Raw genomic sequence first — 17,713 nt, forward strand, 5'->3', positions numbered from 1 at the left:
GATCGCTAGCGTCCGGGCACCAGACCGGCCCAGCGGATCAACAGCGATTCCAGCAACAATACGCGGTTGAGGTTGGCTTTGCCCAGCACCTTCTGCCGCTCGGCATGCAGCCATTCCTGCAGGGCCAGCACCTCGTGCGGCGCGCTCTTCTCCGCCAGATAACCCAGCACCTTGGCCATGTCCGGCGCAGCCTCGGCATCGGCGCCACCCCACTGCTGGCGCAGCACACCATGGGTCCATTCGCAGAACCAGTCGAGCAGCAGCGGCAGGGGCACGGCATTCCAGCTCTCGGCCAGCTGACTGGGCGCCGCCTGGCGCTTGAGCAGGCGCTTGACCCCCTCCACCACCAGGGCCCGGCGGGCCAGCACGTCCTCGCCATGCAGACGCAGGGCCGCCAGCGGCGAGCCGCCGGCCAGCACCAGCAACTGGGTGCGGACCTCCGCCTCGAGGTCCGGCAGACGCTCGCCCAGCCAGGCGAGACTTTCGGCCCGCGAGGGCACCGGACAGGCCTGTTGCACGCAGCGACTGCGCACGGTGGGCAGCAGGCGACTCGGCTGATGGCTCACCAGCAGCAACACGGTAGCGCCCGAGGGCTCTTCCAGACTCTTGAGCAGGGCGTTGGCGGCATTGAGGTTCATCGCCTCGACCGGCTCCAGCAGGATCAGCTTGCGCCCGCCCAGCTGGGCGGTCTGGGAGACGAAGTCCACCAGGCCGCGGATCTGATCGACGCGAATGGGCTTTTCGGCCTCTTCTGGCTGGATCACGCAGTAATCGGGATGGGTCCCCGCCCTGAGCAGGGCGCAGGCCTTGCACTGGCCGCAGGCGGCAGCGCCCTGGGGCGCCTGGCACAACAGCAGCGCGGCCAGGCGCTCGGCCAGGTCGCGCTTGCCGATGCCGCGCGGGCCATGCAGCAGATAGGCATGGGGATGCTGTCGCCGGGGCCAGATGCGCGCCCAGAGCTCCTGCTGCCAGGGATAGACGTCAGCCACCTGGCGTCGGCTCCAGGGTGGCGACCAGGGCACGCAGCTCCGCCTGCACCTCGGCCAGACTGCGCGAGGCATCGATCAGGCGATAGCGCGCCGGCACGGCCTGGGCACGGTCCAGATAGGTCTGGCGCACCGCCTCGAAGAAGGCGCGCTGCTCCTGTTCGAAACGATCCAGGGCGCCGCGCCGGGCCGCCCGCGCCAGGCCGATCTCCACCGGCAGGTCGAAGACCAGGGTCAGGTCGGGTTGCAGGTCGCCCAGCACGAAGGCTTCCAGGGTGGCGATGCGTTCCACGGGCACACCGCGGCCGCCGCCCTGATAGGCATAGGTCGCATCGACGAAACGATCGCAGAGCACCAGGGCCCCGCGCGCCAGGGCGGGCCGGACGACCTGGGCCAGATGCTGGGCGCGAGCGGCGAACATCAGCAGCAATTCGGTATCCACCGCCATGGGCTCGGCGGCCGGCGCCAGCAGGATCTCGCGGATGCGCTCGGCCAGCGGCGTGCCACCCGGTTCGCGGGTCAGCACCACCTCGCGCCCCCTGGCGCCGAGGAGTTCGGCGAGATAGTCGCGGTTGGTGCTCTTGCCCGCGCCCTCGGGGCCTTCGAGGGTGATGAACAGGCCGTTTGCCGTCATGGGGTTTCCTTGCTGTCGGGCGTCTGCGGAGCGGGACTGGAGCGGTAGTCGGAGCGCCGCTTGAGCTGGAAGTCGCGAACCGCCTGGTTATGCGCCTCCAGGTCCTTGGAAAAGACATGGCTGCCGTCGCCACGGGCAACGAAGTACAGGCTGTCGCCGTCCTTGGGATGCAGCGCCGCATGGATGGCCTCGCGACCGGGCATGGCGATCGGCGTCGGCGGTAGTCCCGCGTTGAGATAGGTGTTGTAGGGCGACGGCTCGCGCAGATCGGCGCGGGTGATGCGGCCGTTGTAGCGCTCGCCCATGCCGTAGATCACCGTGGGATCGGTCTGCAGCAGCATGCCGGCCGCCAGGCGACGGACGAAGACCCCGGCGATCTCGTCGCGTTCCTCGGGCACGCCGGTCTCCTTTTCCACCAGCGAGGCCATGATCAGCGCCTGGTAGGCGTCCTGGTAGGGCACCGCGGGATCGCGTGCCTGCCACTCCTGATCGAGCACGGCCTGCAGGCGCTGGTTGGCCTGGCGCAACAGATCGGATTCGCGCTGGCCCTTCACATAGCGATAGGTATCGGGAAAGAAACGCCCTTCGGGGTGCTGGCCGTCCAGGCCCAGGCGCTTCATCAGGGCGGCATCGTCCAGCTCGGCGGTGTCATGCTCGAGCTTGGGCTGCCGCGCTAGGGCGGCGCGTACCTGACGGAAATTCCAGCCTTCCACCAGGGTGAGGCCGTACTGCACCACTTCGCCCTTGCGCCAGAGGCTGAACAACTGCTCCACCGTCATGCCGGGGGTCAGGCGGTATTCACCGCTGTGCAGCGTCTGCCCGGCCAGATTGAAGCGCCAGTACAGGCGCAGCCAGAAGGCGCCGTCGAGCACGCCCTGCTCTTCCAGGCGCAGCAGGCTGCCGCCCGGGGTACCGCCCTTGGGGATCTCGATCAGTTGCTCGCCGTCGACCTTCAGCGGCTGAATCAGCGCCTGGTGCTGGCGCCAACCGGCCAGGACCAGCAGCAGGCCGCCAGCGGCCAGCAGCGCCGTAAGCAGAGCTCTCGCCTTGCGCATCGGCTATTCCAGAATCTCGTTTATCGAACCTTGCAGTTTACGGGTCACCGGCCCCACGGACCAGTTCGCGGCTGCGTACCGGCGCACGGGCCAGATACCGTACTGGCTGTTGCAGAGGAAAACTTCGTCGGCCGCCAGCAGATCGTCCAGCGCTAGCGGCAGGACTTCGGTCCGGATGCCTTCCCGGACAGCGATATCGAGCAGCAGACCGCGCAACACGCCGGCCACGCCACAGCCGTCCAGCGCGGGGGTCAGCAGCCGCCCGGCGCGGACCAGGAACAGATTGCTGAACACGCCCTCGATCGGCCTGCCGTCCTGATCCAGCATCAGGCCTTCGGCATAGCGGCTGTCATTCCACTCCCCCCGCGCCAGGACCTGCTCGAGTCGATTCAGGTGCTTGAGTCCGGCCAGCAACGGCTGATGGGCCAGGCGGGTGGTACAGGGATAGAGGTCGATGCCTTCGGTGGCATGGGCCGCCGAATAGGCCGGGACGGGAGAGCCCAGCAACAGACGCCGCACCTCGGGCTCGGCGGGCGGGGCATACCCGCGCAGGCCGTCACCGCGGGTGAGCAGCAACTTGGCGACGCCCTCGCCCAGCAGCGCCGCATAGGCGCGGATCTCGGCGTCCAGCTGAGCGATGTCGCAGGGAAGGCGCAGTCGCTGGCAACCGGTGGCCAGCCGCTGCAGATGACGCTCCAGCAGACGTGGCTGGCCCCGGCGAACCGCGATGGTCTCGAACAGCCCATCGCCATAGGCCAGACCCCGGTCGCGTTGCAGACCGGGATCCAGCGGTTGGCCATTGAGCCAGTCCTGGATCAAGCGTCGAAGCGCCGGAACACCAGACTGCCGTTGGTGCCACCAAAGCCGAACGAGTTGGACAGGGCCACTTCGATGGGCCGCTGCCGCGCCTCGTGGGGTACGAAGTCCAGATCGCAGCCGTCGCTGGGATTGTCCAGATTGATGGTGGGCGGCGCCACTTGATCGCGCAGGGCGAGCACCGTGAAGATGGCTTCCACCGCACCGGCGGCACCCAGCAGGTGACCGGTCATGGACTTGGTCGAACTCACGCTCAGGCGCTTGGCCTGCTCGCCGAACACCTGCTTCAGGGCCGCCACTTCGGCCAGGTCGCCGGCCGGCGTGGAGGTGCCGTGGGCATTGACGTAGTCGACCGCTTCCGGCGCGATACCGGCGTCCTTGAGGGTCGCCTTCATGCAGCGCGCGGCACCCGCGCCGTCTTCCGGCGGGGCGGTCATGTGGAAGGCGTCCGCACTCATGCCGAAACCGATCAGCTCGGCATAGATGCGGGCGCCCCGCGCCTTGGCGTGCTCGTACTCTTCCAGCACCAGGGCGCCGGCGCCATCGGACAGCACGAAGCCGTCACGGTCGCGATCCCAGGGACGGCTGGCACGGGTCGGATCGTCGTTGCGGGTCGACAGGGCACGCGCCGCGCCGAAGCCACCCAAACCCAGACCCGAGGTCGCCATCTCCGAACCGCCGGCGACCATGGCATCGGCCTCGCCGTAGGCGATGTTGCGCGCCGCCATGCCGATGCAGTGCGTCGCCGTGGTACAGGCGGTGGCGATGGCATAGTTGGGACCCTGCAGACCCAGGTGGATCGACAGGAAGCCGGACACCATGTTGATGATGGAGCCCGGTACGAAAAAGGGGGAAATACGGCGTGGACCCTGGGCGAGCAGCGACTGGCAATTCGCCTCGATATTGGTCAGTCCACCGATGCCGGAACCCATGGCGACGCCCACGCGCTCGCGATTGCCATCGTTGATCTCGAGACCGCTGTCACGCATGGCCTGGAAACTGGCAGCGAGACCGTATTGGATGAACAGATCCAGCTTGCGGGCTTCCTTCGCGGACAGGTACTGCTCCACGTCGAATCCCTTTACCGATCCGCCGATCCGCGTGCTGAAGGCAGAGACGTCCATATGCTCGATCGGCGCGATACCGCTGCGACCGGCCAGGATGCCTTCCCAGCTGCTCGCCACATCGGCGCCAAGCGGCGATACCATGCCCATACCCGTGATCACGACACGTCTACGCGACACACCCAACTCCTCTTGTCCTTCCGGGGCGGCCACCCCTCTTAAAAAAAGCCGATTCCATCGATCTTGACCTTGGACCTAAAGAAAAGCCGCACGCCCTACAGGACGTGCGGCTTCTTGTGTCCGAAACTGGCGACTACTTATTGCTGGTGAGCAACGATGTAGTCGATAGCTTCCTGGACGGTGGTGATCTTCTCAGCCTGCTCGTCCGGGATTTCGGTCTCGAATTCCTCTTCCAGAGCCATCACCAGTTCGACGGTGTCAAGGGAGTCGGCGCCCAGATCCTCGACGAAGGAAGCGCTGTTGGTAACTTCCTCTTCCTTCACGCCGAGCTGCTCAGCGACGATCTTCTTAACGCGTTCTTCGATGGTGCTCATACCGTGTTCTCACTCCTAAAGGAAAAATCCGCACAACGGATTGCGCGTAAGTGTATAGAAAGGGATTTCCGTATTTCAAGCTGACGCGACATCAAGACGTATGCGCGGCCATTGCTGGTCCGACAGTTTACCAGCTTAGCGCAATAGCCGCGCGGGGGTAACGCCGGTCAGCTCATGTACATTCCGCCGTTGACGGGGATCGTGGCGCCGGTCACATAGGCCGCGCCCTCGCCCGCCAGGAAGCCGACCACCTTGGCGATCTCGTCGGCCTGACCGAGGCGGCCGGCCGGGATCTGGGTCAGCAGCGCGGTGCGCTGGGCTTCCGGCAGTTCACGAGTCATGTCGGTGTCGATGAAACCCGGGGCCACGGCGTTGACGGTGATGTTGCGCGAACCCACCTCGCGGGCCAGTGCCCGGGTGAAGCCCTCGAGACCGGCCTTGGCGGCGGCATAGTTGGCCTGGCCGGCGTTGCCCATGGCACCCACCACCGAGCCGATGCTGACAATGCGACCCCAGCGGCCCTTGGTCATGCCCTTGAGCACGGCCTTGGACAGGCGGAACAGGCTGTTGAGGTTGGTATCGATCACGTCGAACCACTCATCGTCCTTCATCCGCAGCATCAGGTTGTCGCGGGTGATGCCGGCGTTGTTGACCAGGATCGACGGGGCGCCGAACTGGGTCTGGACCTGCTCGAGGGCGGCCGCGACGGAGGCGTTGTCGGACACGTTGAGCACCAGGCCGGTGCCTTCGATGCCGTTGGCCTTGAGCGACTCGGCGATGCGCTGGGCGCCCGCCTCGCTGGTCGCGGTGCCGATCACGGTGGCGCCCAACCGACCCAGTTCCAGGGCGATGGCTTGACCGATACCACGGGTAGCGCCCGTGACCAGGGCGACCTTACCTTGCAGACTCATCTCGTTTTCCTCGATTCAAAAAGCCGCGCGCGCGGCGGCGAAGGCGTCGGGGGTGTCCAGGGCCAGCGTTTCCACGCCCTTGACGCATCTCTTGTTCAGACCGGCCAGCACCTTGCCGGGGCCGCACTCCACCAGGTGGGTGACGCCCTGGGCCGCCAGGTACTGCACGGATTCGACCCAGCGCACCGGGCTGTACAGCTGGGCCAGCAGATCCTGCTGGAGACTGTCCAGGTCGGTGTTGACGCCGGCATTGACGTTCTGCACCACCGGAATCTGCGGCTGGCTCCAGGTGCAGCCACGCACGTCCTCGGCGAAGCGCTCGGCCGCCGGGCGCATCAGTTCGCAGTGGGAGGGCACGCTGACCGGCAGGGCCACGGCGCGCTTGGCGCCCAGGGCCTTGCAGGCCTCGATGGCGCGCTCCACCGCCGCGGCGGCACCGGCGATCACCACCTGACCCGGGGCATTGAAGTTGACTGCGCTGACGACCTCGCCCTGGGCGGCTTCGGCACAGGCGGCCAGCACCTGGGCGTCTTCCAGCCCGAGGATGGCGGCCATGCCGCCCTGCCCGGCCGGCACCGCCTGCTGCATCAGCTCACCCCGGCGCGCCACCAGGCGTACCGCCTCGGCGAACGGCAGGCTGCCCGCGGCGACCAGTGCCGAGTATTCGCCCAGGCTGTGCCCGGCGACATAGGCCGGCTTGGCGCCGCCCTCGGCCAGCCACAGACGCCACAGCGCGATGGAAGCGGTCAGGATGGCGGGCTGGGTACGGTCGGTCTGGTTGAGCGACTCCTGCGGGCCCTGCTGGGTCAGCGCCCAGAGGTCGTAGCCGAGGACGGCGGAGGCTTCGGCGAAGGTTTCGCCGATCAGTGCGTGGTGCGTGGCCAGCTCACCCAGCATGCCCAGGGCCTGGGAGCCCTGACCGGGAAAGACGAAAGCGAGAGAGGCAGACATAGGCAGGTCTCTTGTAGGTCCATTGCTGGCGAAACCGCGGTTCCGCCACTGACAGACTGAGATGTCGGTGTCGACCGGTCGGTCACACCGCTTTCAGAGCCGCCAAGTTTAACCGGATCCGCCCGGGGAGATCAGTCTCCACATCGCGCAGGGCGCGCTCGATGGCCTGAACGAGACCGACTTCGCCTGCCGCGCCATGGCTTTTCACCACCACCGCATTCAGGCCGAGAAAGCTCGCGCCGTTGCGCAGCTCCGGATCCCAGTGGCGGAAACGCCGGGCCAGCCAGGGCTGCAGCAACTGACGCTCGAGCCAGGAGGCCGTGCCACTGCGCTCGACCAGCAGGCGCAGCAGCGCCTCGCCGGACTTGAGCACCGCATTGCCGGTGAAGCCATCGCAGACCACCACGTCCGCGACGGCGGCATAGAGATCGCTGCCCTCGACGAAGCCGATGAAGTCGAAGGCCTGACTCTGGGCGAGGCGCCGTGCCGCCTCCTGGATCACCGGCGTGCCCTTGCCCGGTTCGCGCCCGACATTGAGCAGCGCGACCCTTGGCCGCACCAGGCCACGCGCCTGGGCCGCACCCGCCCCCAGATAGGCGAATTGCACCAGCTGTTCGGCCGAGCTGTCGAGATTGGCGCCGAGATCGAGCAGCAGCGTCTGGTGCTCTCCCCGTCCAGGCAACGCCGACATCATCGCGGGTCGATCGATGTCCGGCAGCGTTCCCAGCAGCTGTCGCGCGAGCGCCATCCAGGCCCCGGTATTGCCGGCGCTCAGGCAGCCCTGGGCACGCCCCTGCCGGACCGCGTCGAGCGCAGCATGCATGGACGTCCGGGTACGACTCCGCACCACGGCAGCGGGGCGCTCATCGGGCCCGACAAGAGCATCGACGTAGTCGAACTGCAGGCGATTGGCGAGGGAGGCAGGCGGTGACCAGGCCGACAGGGCGTCGCGCTGACCACAGAGGAGAAGATGTAGGGCGGGGAAACGCTCGAGAGCGTCGAATGAAGCAGGAACAATGCAGCGGGGACCGAAGTCCCCGCCCATTGCATCGATCGCGATGACGATTTCGATCGAGGATTACTCGTCGGAACCCTTGTCGATCACTTTGCGACCGCGGTAGAAACCGTCGGGCGACACGTGGTGGCGCAGGTGAACTTCACCGGTGCTCTTTTCCACGGACAGAGCGTTCGCTTCGAGGGCGTCGTGCGAACGACGCATGTCGCGAGCGGAACGGGATTTTTTGTTCTGCTGAACAGCCATGATTTAACTCCTAAACGTTTGGGTCACGCTTCAACTGCGCAAGTACACTGAACGGGTTGGGTCGCTTTTCCTCGTCCGCCGGCTCTTCGGGCGCCTCGAAACCTTCCGGATGCTGGCAATCCCCTTCCGGATGCACAGGGATGATCGGCAGAGCGAGCAACAGCTCTTCTTCGATCAGGCTATGCAGATCCAGCGGATCTTCGCCAACCTCCAGGGCATCGTAACCCTGTGGCAAGGCATCGGCCGACTGCCCCTCCCAGAGCACGGCGAAATCGAATTCGCTGTGGATGGGAAGCACTGCCGGCTCCAGACAACGCTGGCAGATCATCTCGACCGCGGTATCGAGGACACCGCGGATAACGAACTGCCGCTGTTGATCACGCCCGAAGTCGAGGACGACGGCTACCGCGCCTTCGGACTTCACGAGCTGCTCGCCGACACGCCGCATGTTCGCGAGAGGCAGCTCACCCTTGAGGGTTACGCCGCGATCCGCCAATTTGCGAGGATCGACCTGAGGTGGAATTGGCCCATTCAACATAAGCGCGCCATTATAGGGACGGCCTTACGGCTGTCAAAGGAAATTAACCCCGAAGCGACTCCGACCGACCTCTGGTCGATCTCGCCCGAGAACAAACTGATGCCTCTCATTCTACTCGCTTCCAGCTCGCCTTACCGCCGCCAATTGCTGGAAAGGCTCCAGCTGCCCTTCGCTCATCAATCGCCGGACATCGACGAAACGCCGCGGCCCGGCGAAAGCCCGAGGGCGCTGGTGGAGCGCCTGGCCCGGGCCAAGGCCGCTGCCCTGGCCGACCAGCCGGAGCCGACCCTGATCATCGGCTCGGATCAGGCGACCGCCATCGACGGCGAGATCCTCGGCAAGCCCCTGACCCATGAGCGAGCCCGGCAGCAACTGGCCCGGGCCAGCGGTCGCACCCTGGTGTTCCATACCGGACTGGCCGTGCTGGACAGCCGCACCGGGGAGTGCCGCAGCGAGGTGGTGGATTTCCAGGTGCGCTTTCGCCCGCTCGAGGCTGCGACGATCGACCGCTACCTGCTGGCGGAACAGCCCTACGATTGCGCCGGCAGCTTCAAGGCCGAGGGCCTGGGCATCGCCTTGTTCGAGGCCATGCAGGGGGACGACCCGACCAGCCTGATCGGCCTCCCTCTCATCCGCCTCGCCGCACTGCTGCGGGAGGCTGGCCTGCAGGTCCCTTGAGACCTGCAGGCTGTCGCCCTAGCGCAGCGCCGGACCCTGCCAGCCCATGTAGAGCGCCAGGCGCTCGGCGACACTGGCGCCCAGGCGCTTGGCGAAACGGTCGAAGGGCGAGTCTTCCTGGGTGTAGTCGACCAGCCGCTCTTCCTTGACCACATCGCGCGCCACATAGCTGGCGCTGCCGAGGCCATCGATCAGCCCCAGGGACAGCGCCTGCTCGCCGGACCAGACCAGCCCGGAGAACAGCTCCGGATGACCCTCGACCTTGAGCCGGTCGCCACGCCCCTTCTTGACGCTGTCGATGAACTGCTGATGGGTGGTATCCAGCACCTGCTGCCAGAAACGGGTCTCTTCGGGCTTCTGCGGCTGGAAGGGATCGAGGAAGGCCTTGTGTTCGCCCGAGGTGTAGACCCGGCGCTCCACGCCCAGCTTTTCCATGGTGCCGACGAAACCGAAGGAAGCGGCCGTCACGCCGATGGAGCCGACCAGGCTGGCCTTGTCGGCATAGATGGCGTCGGCCGCGCTGGCCACATAGTAGGCGCCGGAGGCCCCCAGGTCGGTGATCACCGCGTACAGCTTGATATCCGGATGCAGACCGCGCAGGCGCTTGATCTCGTCATAGATGTAGCCGGACTGCACCGGACTGCCGCCCGGACTGTTGATGCGCAGCACCACGCCACGGGTGTTGCTGTCGTCGAAGGCCTTGCGCAGGGCCGTGACCACATTGTCGGCACTGGCCTTCTCGTCGTCGGCGATCACGCCCTTGAGTTCGATGAGCGCGGTATGGGCGCCGGACTCGGTCACCCCACCCTTCTTGCCCAGCGACAGCAGGGGCGTGAACAGCACCAGCATGACGATCAGGTAGGCGAAGGTCAGCAGCTTGAAAAAGATGCCCCAGCGCCGCGCCCGCCGCTGCTCGCGCACGCTGGCGAGCATGGTCTTCTCGATCAGGGCCCAGGTCTTGTCGTCCGCCGGACGCGCACGTCCGCTGTCTTCCTTCCACTCGTCAGCCATGCCCAACCTCACTCCTGACCACAACGTTGTCACCCAGCCATAGCGCCAGGTCCGCGAAAGCTTCGATCACCAGGCGCGGCCCGAAATCCCTCAGCACCTCCGCCGGCTGGGCCCCATAGGCCACTCCGACCGCAGCGACCCCGGCACGGCGGGCCATTTCCAGGTCGAACACCGCATCCCCGATCAGCAGGGCGCGCTCCGGCGCCACGCGGCAATGGGCGAGGATCTCCTCGACCATCTGCGGATCGGGCTTGCCGGCGGCCTCGTCGGCGCAACGGGTGATGTCGAAGAACTCGCTCAAGCCATGCTGCTGCAGCGAGCGGGCCAGGCCGCGCCGGCTCTTTCCCGTCGCCACGGCCAGCTGGTAGCCCTGGGCGCGAAAGCGCTGCAGCCCGCTCAGCACATCCGGAAACAGAGGCGACGCCTGCTGTTCGCGACGGACGAATTCGGCGCTGTAGGCATCGCGAAAGCCCTCGATCTGCGCCGGAGTGACCAAGTGCGGATAGAGCGTCTGGATGGCCGCGACCAATTCCAGGCCGATGATGCCCTTGATGGCCACATCGCTGCGCGGTGGCAACCCCAGTTGCTCGGCCGCCACGTGCATCACCTCGACGATCCGGCCGATGGAATCCGCCAGGGTGCCGTCCCAGTCGAAGATCAGCAGCTGGTAATCAGGCATCCAGACGCTCCAGCGTCTGACTCCAGATGCTGTCGACCGGCGCTTCCAGGCGCAACTCGCCGCCTTCGGGCAGCGGAATCACCAGGCTCGCCGAGTGCAGGAACAGCCGCTTGCCGCCCAGCTCGCGAATCTCCTGGGAGAAGTCTTCGTCGCCGTACTTGGGATCGCCGGCGATGGCGTGTCCGGCGTGGCGGGCATGGACGCGGATCTGGTGGGTACGCCCGGTCACCGGCCGCGCCTCGACCAGGGTGGCGAATTCGCCGTAGCGCCGCAGCACGCGGAATTCGGTGAGCGCTTCCTTGCCTTCGTCATTGACCTCGACCATGCGCTCGCCGGATCTGAGGGTGTTCTTGAGCAGGGGCGCGCTGATCTTCTTCTTGGCCGCCGGCCAGTGGCCGCGCACCAGGGCGTGATAGCGCTTGTCGACGCCGTCGCCGCGCAGGGCCTCGTGCAGGAAGCGCAGCATGCTGCGCTTCTTGGCGATCATCAGCAGGCCCGAGGTATCCCGGTCGAGACGATGGACCAGCTCGATGTCGCGGGCGTCGGGACGCAGCTGGCGAAAGACCTCGATGACCCCACCGGACAGGCCACTGCCGCCGTGCACAGCGATCCCGGCCGGCTTGTTGATGACGATGAGGGCCTTGTCCTCGTGGACGATGGAATCCTCCAGACGCTCGAGCAGTCCCCTGGCCAGGGGCGCCGGCTCGTCGGGCTCGGACAGACGCAGCGGCGGTACGCGGATCTGGTCGCCGGCCTGCAGGCGGTAGTCGGGCTTGATGCGGCCCTTGTTCACCCGTACTTCGCCCTTGCGCAGGATGCGATAGATAAGGGTCTTGGGCGCACCCTTGAGGTGGGTACGCAGGAAGTTGTCGATGCGCTGGCCAGCATAGTCGGCGGGCACATCGAGCAATTGAACGCCAGTGCTGGGAGAAGGAGGCTTAGTCATCGGCAGATGATAGCAATTTTCCCTTATTTGAAGCACTTAAAGCTTGCTGCTATAGTCCGGAGGCGGTTATCAGTCCTGTCTGGATGGCACCGCTCGCGAGGCCGTAGATTCCGCCCGCGAATATAGGCTGCAAATGCAATAGTCACTGGACGTCTGGCCGTCCAGCAGAACGCCGACTCTGCCCAAGGGGGTGAGTGGCGATCTGCGATCCGCCTGGTAACCAAGGCAGCGGCACCCAGGGTGCCAGCTGTAAAACGACAACCGCTCCGGACCTTGCGGGCGGCACCTGATTCCTGAAGATTGTGTGCAGGATGGAGATGCACAACCAGCGTATCGCGTAGCCTGACAGTACGCCTGCAGCCCGCTTCGCGCCCAGCTTCGGCCAAGGTGACGATCGCAGGTGGAAGCCTCAAGGCCAACGGCCGATGCTCCAACCGAGCGACACCTGACACGAATCCCGCGACGACCCGGCTGCCCGAGCCTTTCGGCTGTCACGCCCGCACCATGCCTGGTTGATTCCTCCTCCTGTGGAGCTGCAACGGCAGTCGCTCAAGCGCCTGCAGGAGACGTAGTCGCGGCACGCCCCAGGGCCTGCTGCTGGACACGAAGGCCGGCTTTGCCCGGTTTCGATACGACCCCGTGCACCCTTCTCTTGAATCCTGTTGCCACCCTGCGGGCCGAGAGCCCGGAACGTAGTGGTATTACATGAAGAGAATGCTCATCAACGCGACCCAGCCCGAGGAATTGCGGGTTGCCCTGGTCGACGGTCAACGGCTGTTCGACCTGGACATCGAGTCCGGAGCCCGCGAACAGAAAAAGGCCAACATCTACAAAGGCCGCATCACCCGCATCGAACCCAGTCTGGAAGCCGCCTTCGTCGACTTCGGCGCTGATCGCCACGGCTTCCTCCCGCTGAAGGAAATCTCCCGGGAATACTTCAAGAAGAACCCGGAAGGCCGCGTCAACATCAAGGAAGTGCTCTCCGAAGGCCAGGAAGTAGTCGTCCAGGTCGAAAAGGAAGAGCGCGGCAACAAGGGCGCCGCCCTGACCACCTTCATCAGCCTCGCTGGTCGCTACCTGGTGCTGATGCCCAACAATCCCCGTGCCGGCGGCATCTCCCGTCGCATCGAGGGTGAAGAGCGCAACGAACTGCGCGAAGCCCTGAACGGCCTGAACGCCCCGGGCGACATGGGCCTGATCGTGCGCACCGCCGGCCTAGGCCGCAGCACCGAAGAACTGCAGTGGGACCTCGATTACCTGTTGCAACTCTGGTCCGCCATCACCGAAGCCTCGGGTGAGCGCAAGGGCCCCTTCCTGATCTATCAGGAAAGCAACGTCATCATCCGCGCCATCCGCGACTACCTGCGTCAGGACATCGGTGAAGTCCTGGTCGACAGCGTCGAAGCCCAGGAAGAAGCCCTGAGCTTCATCCGCCAGGTGATGCCGCAGTACGCCAGCAAGATCAAGCTCTACCAGGACAGCGTCCCACTGTTCAATCGCTTCCAGATCGAAAGCCAGATCGAGACCGCCTTCCAGCGTGAAGTGAAGCTGCCGTCCGGCGGCTCCATCGTCATCGATCCCACCGAGGCCCTGGTGTCCATCGACATCAACTCGGCGCGCGCCACCAAGGGTGGCGACATCGAAGAAACCGCCCTGCAGACCAACCTGGAAGCGGCCGAGGAAATCGCCCGCCAGCTGCGCCTGCGCGACATCGGCGGCCTGATCGTCATCGACTTCATCGACATGACCCCGGTCAAGAACCAGCGCGCCGTGGAAGATCGCGTCCGCGAAGCCCTGGAAGCCGACCGCGCCCGCGTGCAGATCGGTCGCATCTCCCGCTTCGGCCTGCTGGAAATGTCCCGCCAGCGCCTGCGCCCTTCCCTGCGCGAAACCAGCGGCATCGTCTGCCCCCGTTGCAACGGCCAGGGCATCATCCGCGATGTGGAATCCCTGTCGCTGGCCATCCTGCGCCTGATCGAGGAAGAAGCCCTCAAGGATCGCACCGCCGAGGTACGCGCCCACGTACCCATCCAGGTGGCGTCCTTCCTCCTCAACGAGAAGCGCAACAGCATCACCAAGATCGAGCTGCGCACCCGCGTGCGCATCATCATCCTGCCGGACGATCACATCGAGACCCCGCACTTCGAAGTGCAGCGTCTGCGTGACGACAATCCCGAGCTGCTGAACAGCCAGTCCAGCTACGAGATGGCCAACACCGAAGCCGAAGAGGTGCAGCCGGTCAGCTCCACCCGTACCCTGGTGCGCCAGGAAGCGGCCGTGAAGGTGGCGCCCGAGCGCGCACCGGCTCCCACCCCGGTCGCCGCCGAAGTGGTCGCTCCTGCTGCCCCTGCCGCCAAGACCACCGCCGAGCCGAACCTGTTCAAGGGCTTGGTGAAGTCCCTGGTCAGCCTGTTCGCCGGCAAGACCGAAGAGCAGCCCATGGTCGACAAGACCGCTGCCACTCCGGAAGCGCCCAAGAGCAGCGACGAGCAGCGTCGCCAGGACGAGCGCCGCAACGGTCGTCAGCAGAATCGCCGCCGTGAAGGCCGTCGTGACGACGAGCGCAAGCCGCGCGAAGAACGCCAGCCGCGCGCCGATCGCGGCGAGCGCAGCGAGCGCCCGGCCCGCGAAGAGCGCAAGCCGCGTGAAGAGCGCCAGCCGCGCGAAGAGCGTCAGGCCCGGGAAGACCGCCCGGCGCGCGAGGAGCGTCAGCCCCGCGAAGAGCGCGCCAATCGCGAAGAGCGCCAACCGCGCGAAGAACGCCAGCCCCGCGAGGAGCGTCAGCCGCGTGAAGAGCGTCAGCCCCGCGAGGAGCGTGCCACTCGCGAAGAGCGCCAGCCGCGTGAGGAGCGTCAGCCCCGCGAAGAGCGTCAACCGCGTGAGGAGCGTCAACCCCGCGAAGAGCGCGTGAACGCTGAAGAGCGTCCGGCGCGCGAAGAGCGGCAGCCACGCGAAGAGCGCAAGCCGCGTGAAGAGCGGCAGCCGCGCGAAGAACGCAAGGCCCGCGAAGAGCGCCAGGAAGCGGCCAGCGCCGAAGAGCTGAACGAAGAAGAGGTGCTGGAAGGCAACGAAGAGCTGGAAGAAGGCGAAGAGCGTCCGCGTCGCCGCTCCCGCGGTCAGCGTCGTCGCAGCAACCGTCGCGAGCGTCAGCGTGATGCCAACGGCAACTTCATCGAAGACGAAGAGCAAGGCGCTGCCGCCACCGACGCCTCTGTCGCGCCGGCCGCGGTCGCCCTGGGTACCGCCGTCGTGGTCAGCGAAAGCGTGACCGCCATTGCCACCCAGGAAGAGGTTCGTGACGTTCGCCAGCAGGAGTCGGCAGCCACCGCCGAAACCCCGGCCGCCACCGAAGCCACCCAGGAGGCTGCAATGGAGCAGCCCGCAGCGGACGCCCCTGCCCAGCCGGAGATCCTCACCCCCCAGGTGAGCCAGCTGCAGGACGAGCGTGCGCCGCACCAGGAAGTCGAGATCACCACGCCGGTGGTCGAGCAGACTGCTCCGGTAACGGCCACCGCGCCCATTCCCGCAGCACCGATCGAGACCGAAGCTGCGGAATCGGCTGCCGGTCGCGCCTCCAACGATCCGCGTGAGCGCCGTCGTCGCGAGCGCCTGGCACGTGAAGCTGAAGCGGCACGCGCCAAGCAGGCCGAGCAGGACGCTCAGGCCCCTGCCCTGGGCGCCATTGCAGAAACCGAGGAAACCTTTGCCACCGCGGCGGTAGGTACCGTCGATCCGCAACAGACGCCCGAGGCCCAGCCGGCCCCGATCGCTGAAGAGTCGCCTGCGGCCGAAGCCGAATCGGCGCCGATCGTGGTGGAAGAGCCCGTGGAAATCGTGCCCAGCCCTGCGCAGGAAGAAGCGGCTACCGTCGCCCTGACCGGCGAAGCCGACACCCCTGCGGAGGCTCCCAAGGCCGATGCGGTGAAAGAGGATGAAGCCACCCAGGCCGAACTCGATCGCAAGCTCAAGGAGTCGCGGGAAAATCATCCCGGCTGATCTCCGCCAGCCATGAAAAGGGGCGCCTAGGCGCCCCTTTTTTATGCCTCGGATTCGGGTGGGCATGGCGCATCGAGGGTGACGAGCCGGTCCCGGCAGATCGACGCAGGCTAGCCCCCTACGCACTGGAGCCCTACCCGCGATGAAGGGCTGCCTATGGCGATGAAGCCGCCTCAACTCAACCTACGGGCCTAGGGAATCGACGTGGTTTGGCGCTGGACGTAGCGAAGCCCAGCACTGGGAAACGGGCTGATTGGTTGGGCTTCGGCGGTGGAGCTGCCTCAAGCCAACCTACAGTGCCCGAGGGAATCGATGTAGGTTGGCGTTGAGCGTAGCGAAGCCCAAAACGGGGAGATGGGCGGATTGTTGGGCTTCGGCGGTGGAGCCGCCTCAACTCAACCTACGGTGCCCGAGGCAAACGATGTAGGTTGGCGTTGAGCGTTAGCGAAGCCCAACATTGGGAGGTGGGCTAGTTGTTGGGCTTCGGCGGTGGAGCTGCCTCAACCCAGCCTACGATGCCCGAGGGAATCGACGCAGGTTGGCGTTGAGCGTAGCGAAGCACAACTTTCGGCGGATACCTGAATGCCGACCTTTGGCGGCGAATCCACCCCATCGGCCCTGCGCACTCTTCGCCGAAAAATCCCAGGCATAAAAAAACCCAGCCGCTTGGCTGGGTTTTTCGAGCGTATCCCGAAGGATTAACGCTTGGAGTACTGCGGACGCTTACGCGCTTTGCGCAGACCGACTTTCTTACGCTCGACTTCACGGGCGTCACGAGTGACGTAACCGGCTTTGCGCAGGGAGCTGCGGTAGCCTTCGTCGTACTCGATCAGCGCACGGGTGATGCCGTGACGGATAGCACCGGCCTGACCGCTCACACCACCGCCAGCGACGGTAACGTAGACGTCGAACTTCTCCAGGGTCTCGGTCAGCTCGAGGGGCTGACGCACGACCATGCGCGCGGTCTCGCGACCGAAGAAGGTGTCCAGAGCGCGATCGTTGATGGAGATCTTGCCAGTGCCCGGACGGAGGAAGACACGAGCGGTGGCAGTCTTACGACGGCCGGTACCGTAATTTTGAGTTGCCGACATGTTGTACTATCCCGATTAAAACTTGAGTTCTTGGGGCTGCTGAGCGGTGTGCGGATGGTTCGCACCCTTGTACACCTTGAGCTTGCGATACATGTCGCGGCCCAGCGGGTTCTTCGGCAGCATACCCTTGACGGCGGTCTCGATGACGCGCTCGGGAGCACGGGCGATCAGCTTTTCGAAGTTGATCGACTTGATGCCACCCGGGAAACCGGAGTGATGGTAGTACATCTTGTCGGTAGTCTTGGCACCGGTCACACGAACCTGCTCGGCGTTGATGACGACGATGTAGTCGCCGGTGTCAACGTGAGGGGTGTATTCGGGCTTGTGCTTGCCACGCAGGCGAGTGGCGATTTCAGTAGCCAGACGACCCAGAGTCTGGCCAGCAGCGTCGACGACGTACCAGTCGCGCTTAACGGTTTCCGGTTTTGCGGTGAAAGTTTTCATTCTCTATGGCCTCAGAGGCCGCCCTGGTAAAAAGACGGCAAATTCTACACAACAGTGCAACCCCAGACAAGTCGGGGGCAGCCGGAAACAGACGCTCT

Annotated in this window: 18 protein-coding genes; 2 read left to right on the top strand and 16 right to left on the bottom strand. The window is 65.7% G+C overall.

Going from position 1 to position 17,713, the window contains the following annotated elements:
- Positions 1 to 5 precede the first annotated feature (5 nt).
- The 11 genes from CFE50_RS12695 to CFE50_RS12745 form a co-directional block, all read right to left on the bottom strand.
- Positions 6 to 989, bottom strand: coding sequence for a DNA polymerase III subunit delta' (locus CFE50_RS12695; RefSeq protein ID WP_145155601.1), 984 nt, complete (start codon positions 987 to 989; stop codon positions 6 to 8).
- Entirely contained in the window at positions 982 to 1,620 is a 639-nt protein-coding gene (gene tmk, locus CFE50_RS12700; protein ID WP_007160593.1) for a dTMP kinase, read from the bottom strand. The genes CFE50_RS12695 and tmk overlap by 8 nt, the downstream gene beginning before the upstream one ends.
- A complete protein-coding gene (gene mltG, locus CFE50_RS12705; RefSeq protein ID WP_286734000.1) occupies positions 1,617 to 2,675 on the bottom strand; it encodes an endolytic transglycosylase MltG in 1,059 nt (352 codons plus the stop codon). The genes tmk and mltG overlap by 4 nt, the downstream gene beginning before the upstream one ends.
- Before the next feature lie 3 nt (positions 2,676 to 2,678).
- Positions 2,679 to 3,491 carry an aminodeoxychorismate lyase gene (gene pabC, locus CFE50_RS12710; RefSeq protein WP_286734309.1) on the bottom strand — a complete coding sequence of 271 codons (813 nt, stop codon included), beginning with the start codon at positions 3,489 to 3,491 and terminating at the stop codon, positions 2,679 to 2,681.
- Positions 3,491 to 4,735 (bottom strand): beta-ketoacyl-ACP synthase II, encoded by a 1,245-nt coding sequence (fabF, locus tag CFE50_RS12715; protein ID WP_007160596.1) that lies wholly within the window; start codon positions 4,733 to 4,735, stop codon positions 3,491 to 3,493. The genes pabC and fabF overlap by 1 nt, the downstream gene beginning before the upstream one ends.
- A gap of 137 nt (positions 4,736 to 4,872) precedes the next feature.
- Positions 4,873 to 5,109, bottom strand: a complete 237-nt coding sequence (acpP, locus tag CFE50_RS12720) for an acyl carrier protein (protein WP_007160597.1) — start codon at positions 5,107 to 5,109, stop codon at positions 4,873 to 4,875.
- 167 nt (positions 5,110 to 5,276) lie between these two features.
- A complete protein-coding gene (gene fabG, locus CFE50_RS12725; protein ID WP_007160598.1) occupies positions 5,277 to 6,020 on the bottom strand; it encodes a 3-oxoacyl-ACP reductase FabG in 744 nt (247 codons plus the stop codon).
- A 15-nt stretch (positions 6,021 to 6,035) separates the two neighbouring features.
- Positions 6,036 to 6,971 (bottom strand): ACP S-malonyltransferase, encoded by a 936-nt coding sequence (gene fabD, locus CFE50_RS12730; protein WP_007160599.1) that lies wholly within the window; start codon positions 6,969 to 6,971, stop codon positions 6,036 to 6,038.
- Between the two features lie 82 nt (positions 6,972 to 7,053).
- The gene (gene plsX / locus CFE50_RS12735) at positions 7,054 to 8,043 is read right to left on the bottom strand and encodes a phosphate acyltransferase PlsX (RefSeq protein WP_342354965.1); all 990 of its coding nucleotides are present in this window, start codon (positions 8,041 to 8,043) and stop codon (positions 7,054 to 7,056) included.
- 6 nt (positions 8,044 to 8,049) lie between these two features.
- The gene (rpmF, locus tag CFE50_RS12740; RefSeq protein ID WP_007160601.1) at positions 8,050 to 8,232 is read right to left on the bottom strand and encodes a 50S ribosomal protein L32; all 183 of its coding nucleotides are present in this window, start codon (positions 8,230 to 8,232) and stop codon (positions 8,050 to 8,052) included.
- A 10-nt stretch (positions 8,233 to 8,242) separates the two neighbouring features.
- On the bottom strand, positions 8,243 to 8,770 hold the full coding sequence (locus CFE50_RS12745) for a YceD family protein (protein WP_241808585.1): 528 nt from the start codon (positions 8,768 to 8,770) through the stop codon (positions 8,243 to 8,245).
- Between the two features lie 99 nt (positions 8,771 to 8,869).
- Between CFE50_RS12745 and CFE50_RS12750 the strand changes: the two genes are divergently transcribed.
- Positions 8,870 to 9,448 (top strand): Maf family protein, encoded by a 579-nt coding sequence (locus CFE50_RS12750; protein ID WP_286734035.1) that lies wholly within the window; start codon positions 8,870 to 8,872, stop codon positions 9,446 to 9,448.
- Positions 9,449 to 9,466: 18 nt separating this feature from the next.
- Here CFE50_RS12750 and sppA read toward each other — a convergent pair whose 3' ends face one another.
- The 3 genes from sppA to rluC are packed head-to-tail and all read right to left on the bottom strand — an operon-like array spanning position 9,467 to position 12,084.
- Positions 9,467 to 10,459: a signal peptide peptidase SppA gene (gene sppA, locus CFE50_RS12755; protein WP_241808583.1), complete on the bottom strand. Its 993-nt coding sequence runs from the start codon at positions 10,457 to 10,459 to the stop codon at positions 9,467 to 9,469.
- Entirely contained in the window at positions 10,452 to 11,138 is a 687-nt protein-coding gene (locus CFE50_RS12760; RefSeq protein WP_241808582.1) for an HAD-IIIA family hydrolase, read from the bottom strand. Before CFE50_RS12760 ends, sppA begins: the two co-directional genes overlap by 8 nt.
- Complete coding sequence (gene rluC / locus CFE50_RS12765; protein WP_286734039.1) at positions 11,131 to 12,084, bottom strand: 23S rRNA pseudouridine(955/2504/2580) synthase RluC; 954 nt, start codon at positions 12,082 to 12,084, stop codon at positions 11,131 to 11,133. Before rluC ends, CFE50_RS12760 begins: the two co-directional genes overlap by 8 nt.
- A gap of 705 nt (positions 12,085 to 12,789) precedes the next feature.
- On the opposite strand from rluC, the gene rne reads away from it, so the two are divergent.
- The gene (gene rne / locus CFE50_RS12770; protein WP_286734042.1) at positions 12,790 to 16,080 is read left to right on the top strand and encodes a ribonuclease E; all 3,291 of its coding nucleotides are present in this window, start codon (positions 12,790 to 12,792) and stop codon (positions 16,078 to 16,080) included.
- Positions 16,081 to 16,778: 698 nt separating this feature from the next.
- Here rne and rpsI read toward each other — a convergent pair.
- Together rpsI and rplM are read right to left on the bottom strand one after the other, a co-directional pair.
- On the bottom strand, positions 16,779 to 17,171 hold the full coding sequence (gene rpsI, locus CFE50_RS12775; RefSeq protein WP_007160608.1) for a 30S ribosomal protein S9: 393 nt from the start codon (positions 17,169 to 17,171) through the stop codon (positions 16,779 to 16,781).
- 15 nt (positions 17,172 to 17,186) lie between these two features.
- On the bottom strand, positions 17,187 to 17,615 hold the full coding sequence (gene rplM, locus CFE50_RS12780) for a 50S ribosomal protein L13 (RefSeq protein WP_007160609.1): 429 nt from the start codon (positions 17,613 to 17,615) through the stop codon (positions 17,187 to 17,189).
- Positions 17,616 to 17,713: the final 98 nt, after the last annotated feature.

It is taken from the genome of Pseudomonas sp. PGPPP4 (assembly GCF_002256045.1).
Lineage (GTDB): Bacteria > Pseudomonadota > Gammaproteobacteria > Pseudomonadales > Pseudomonadaceae > Chryseomonas > Chryseomonas oryzihabitans.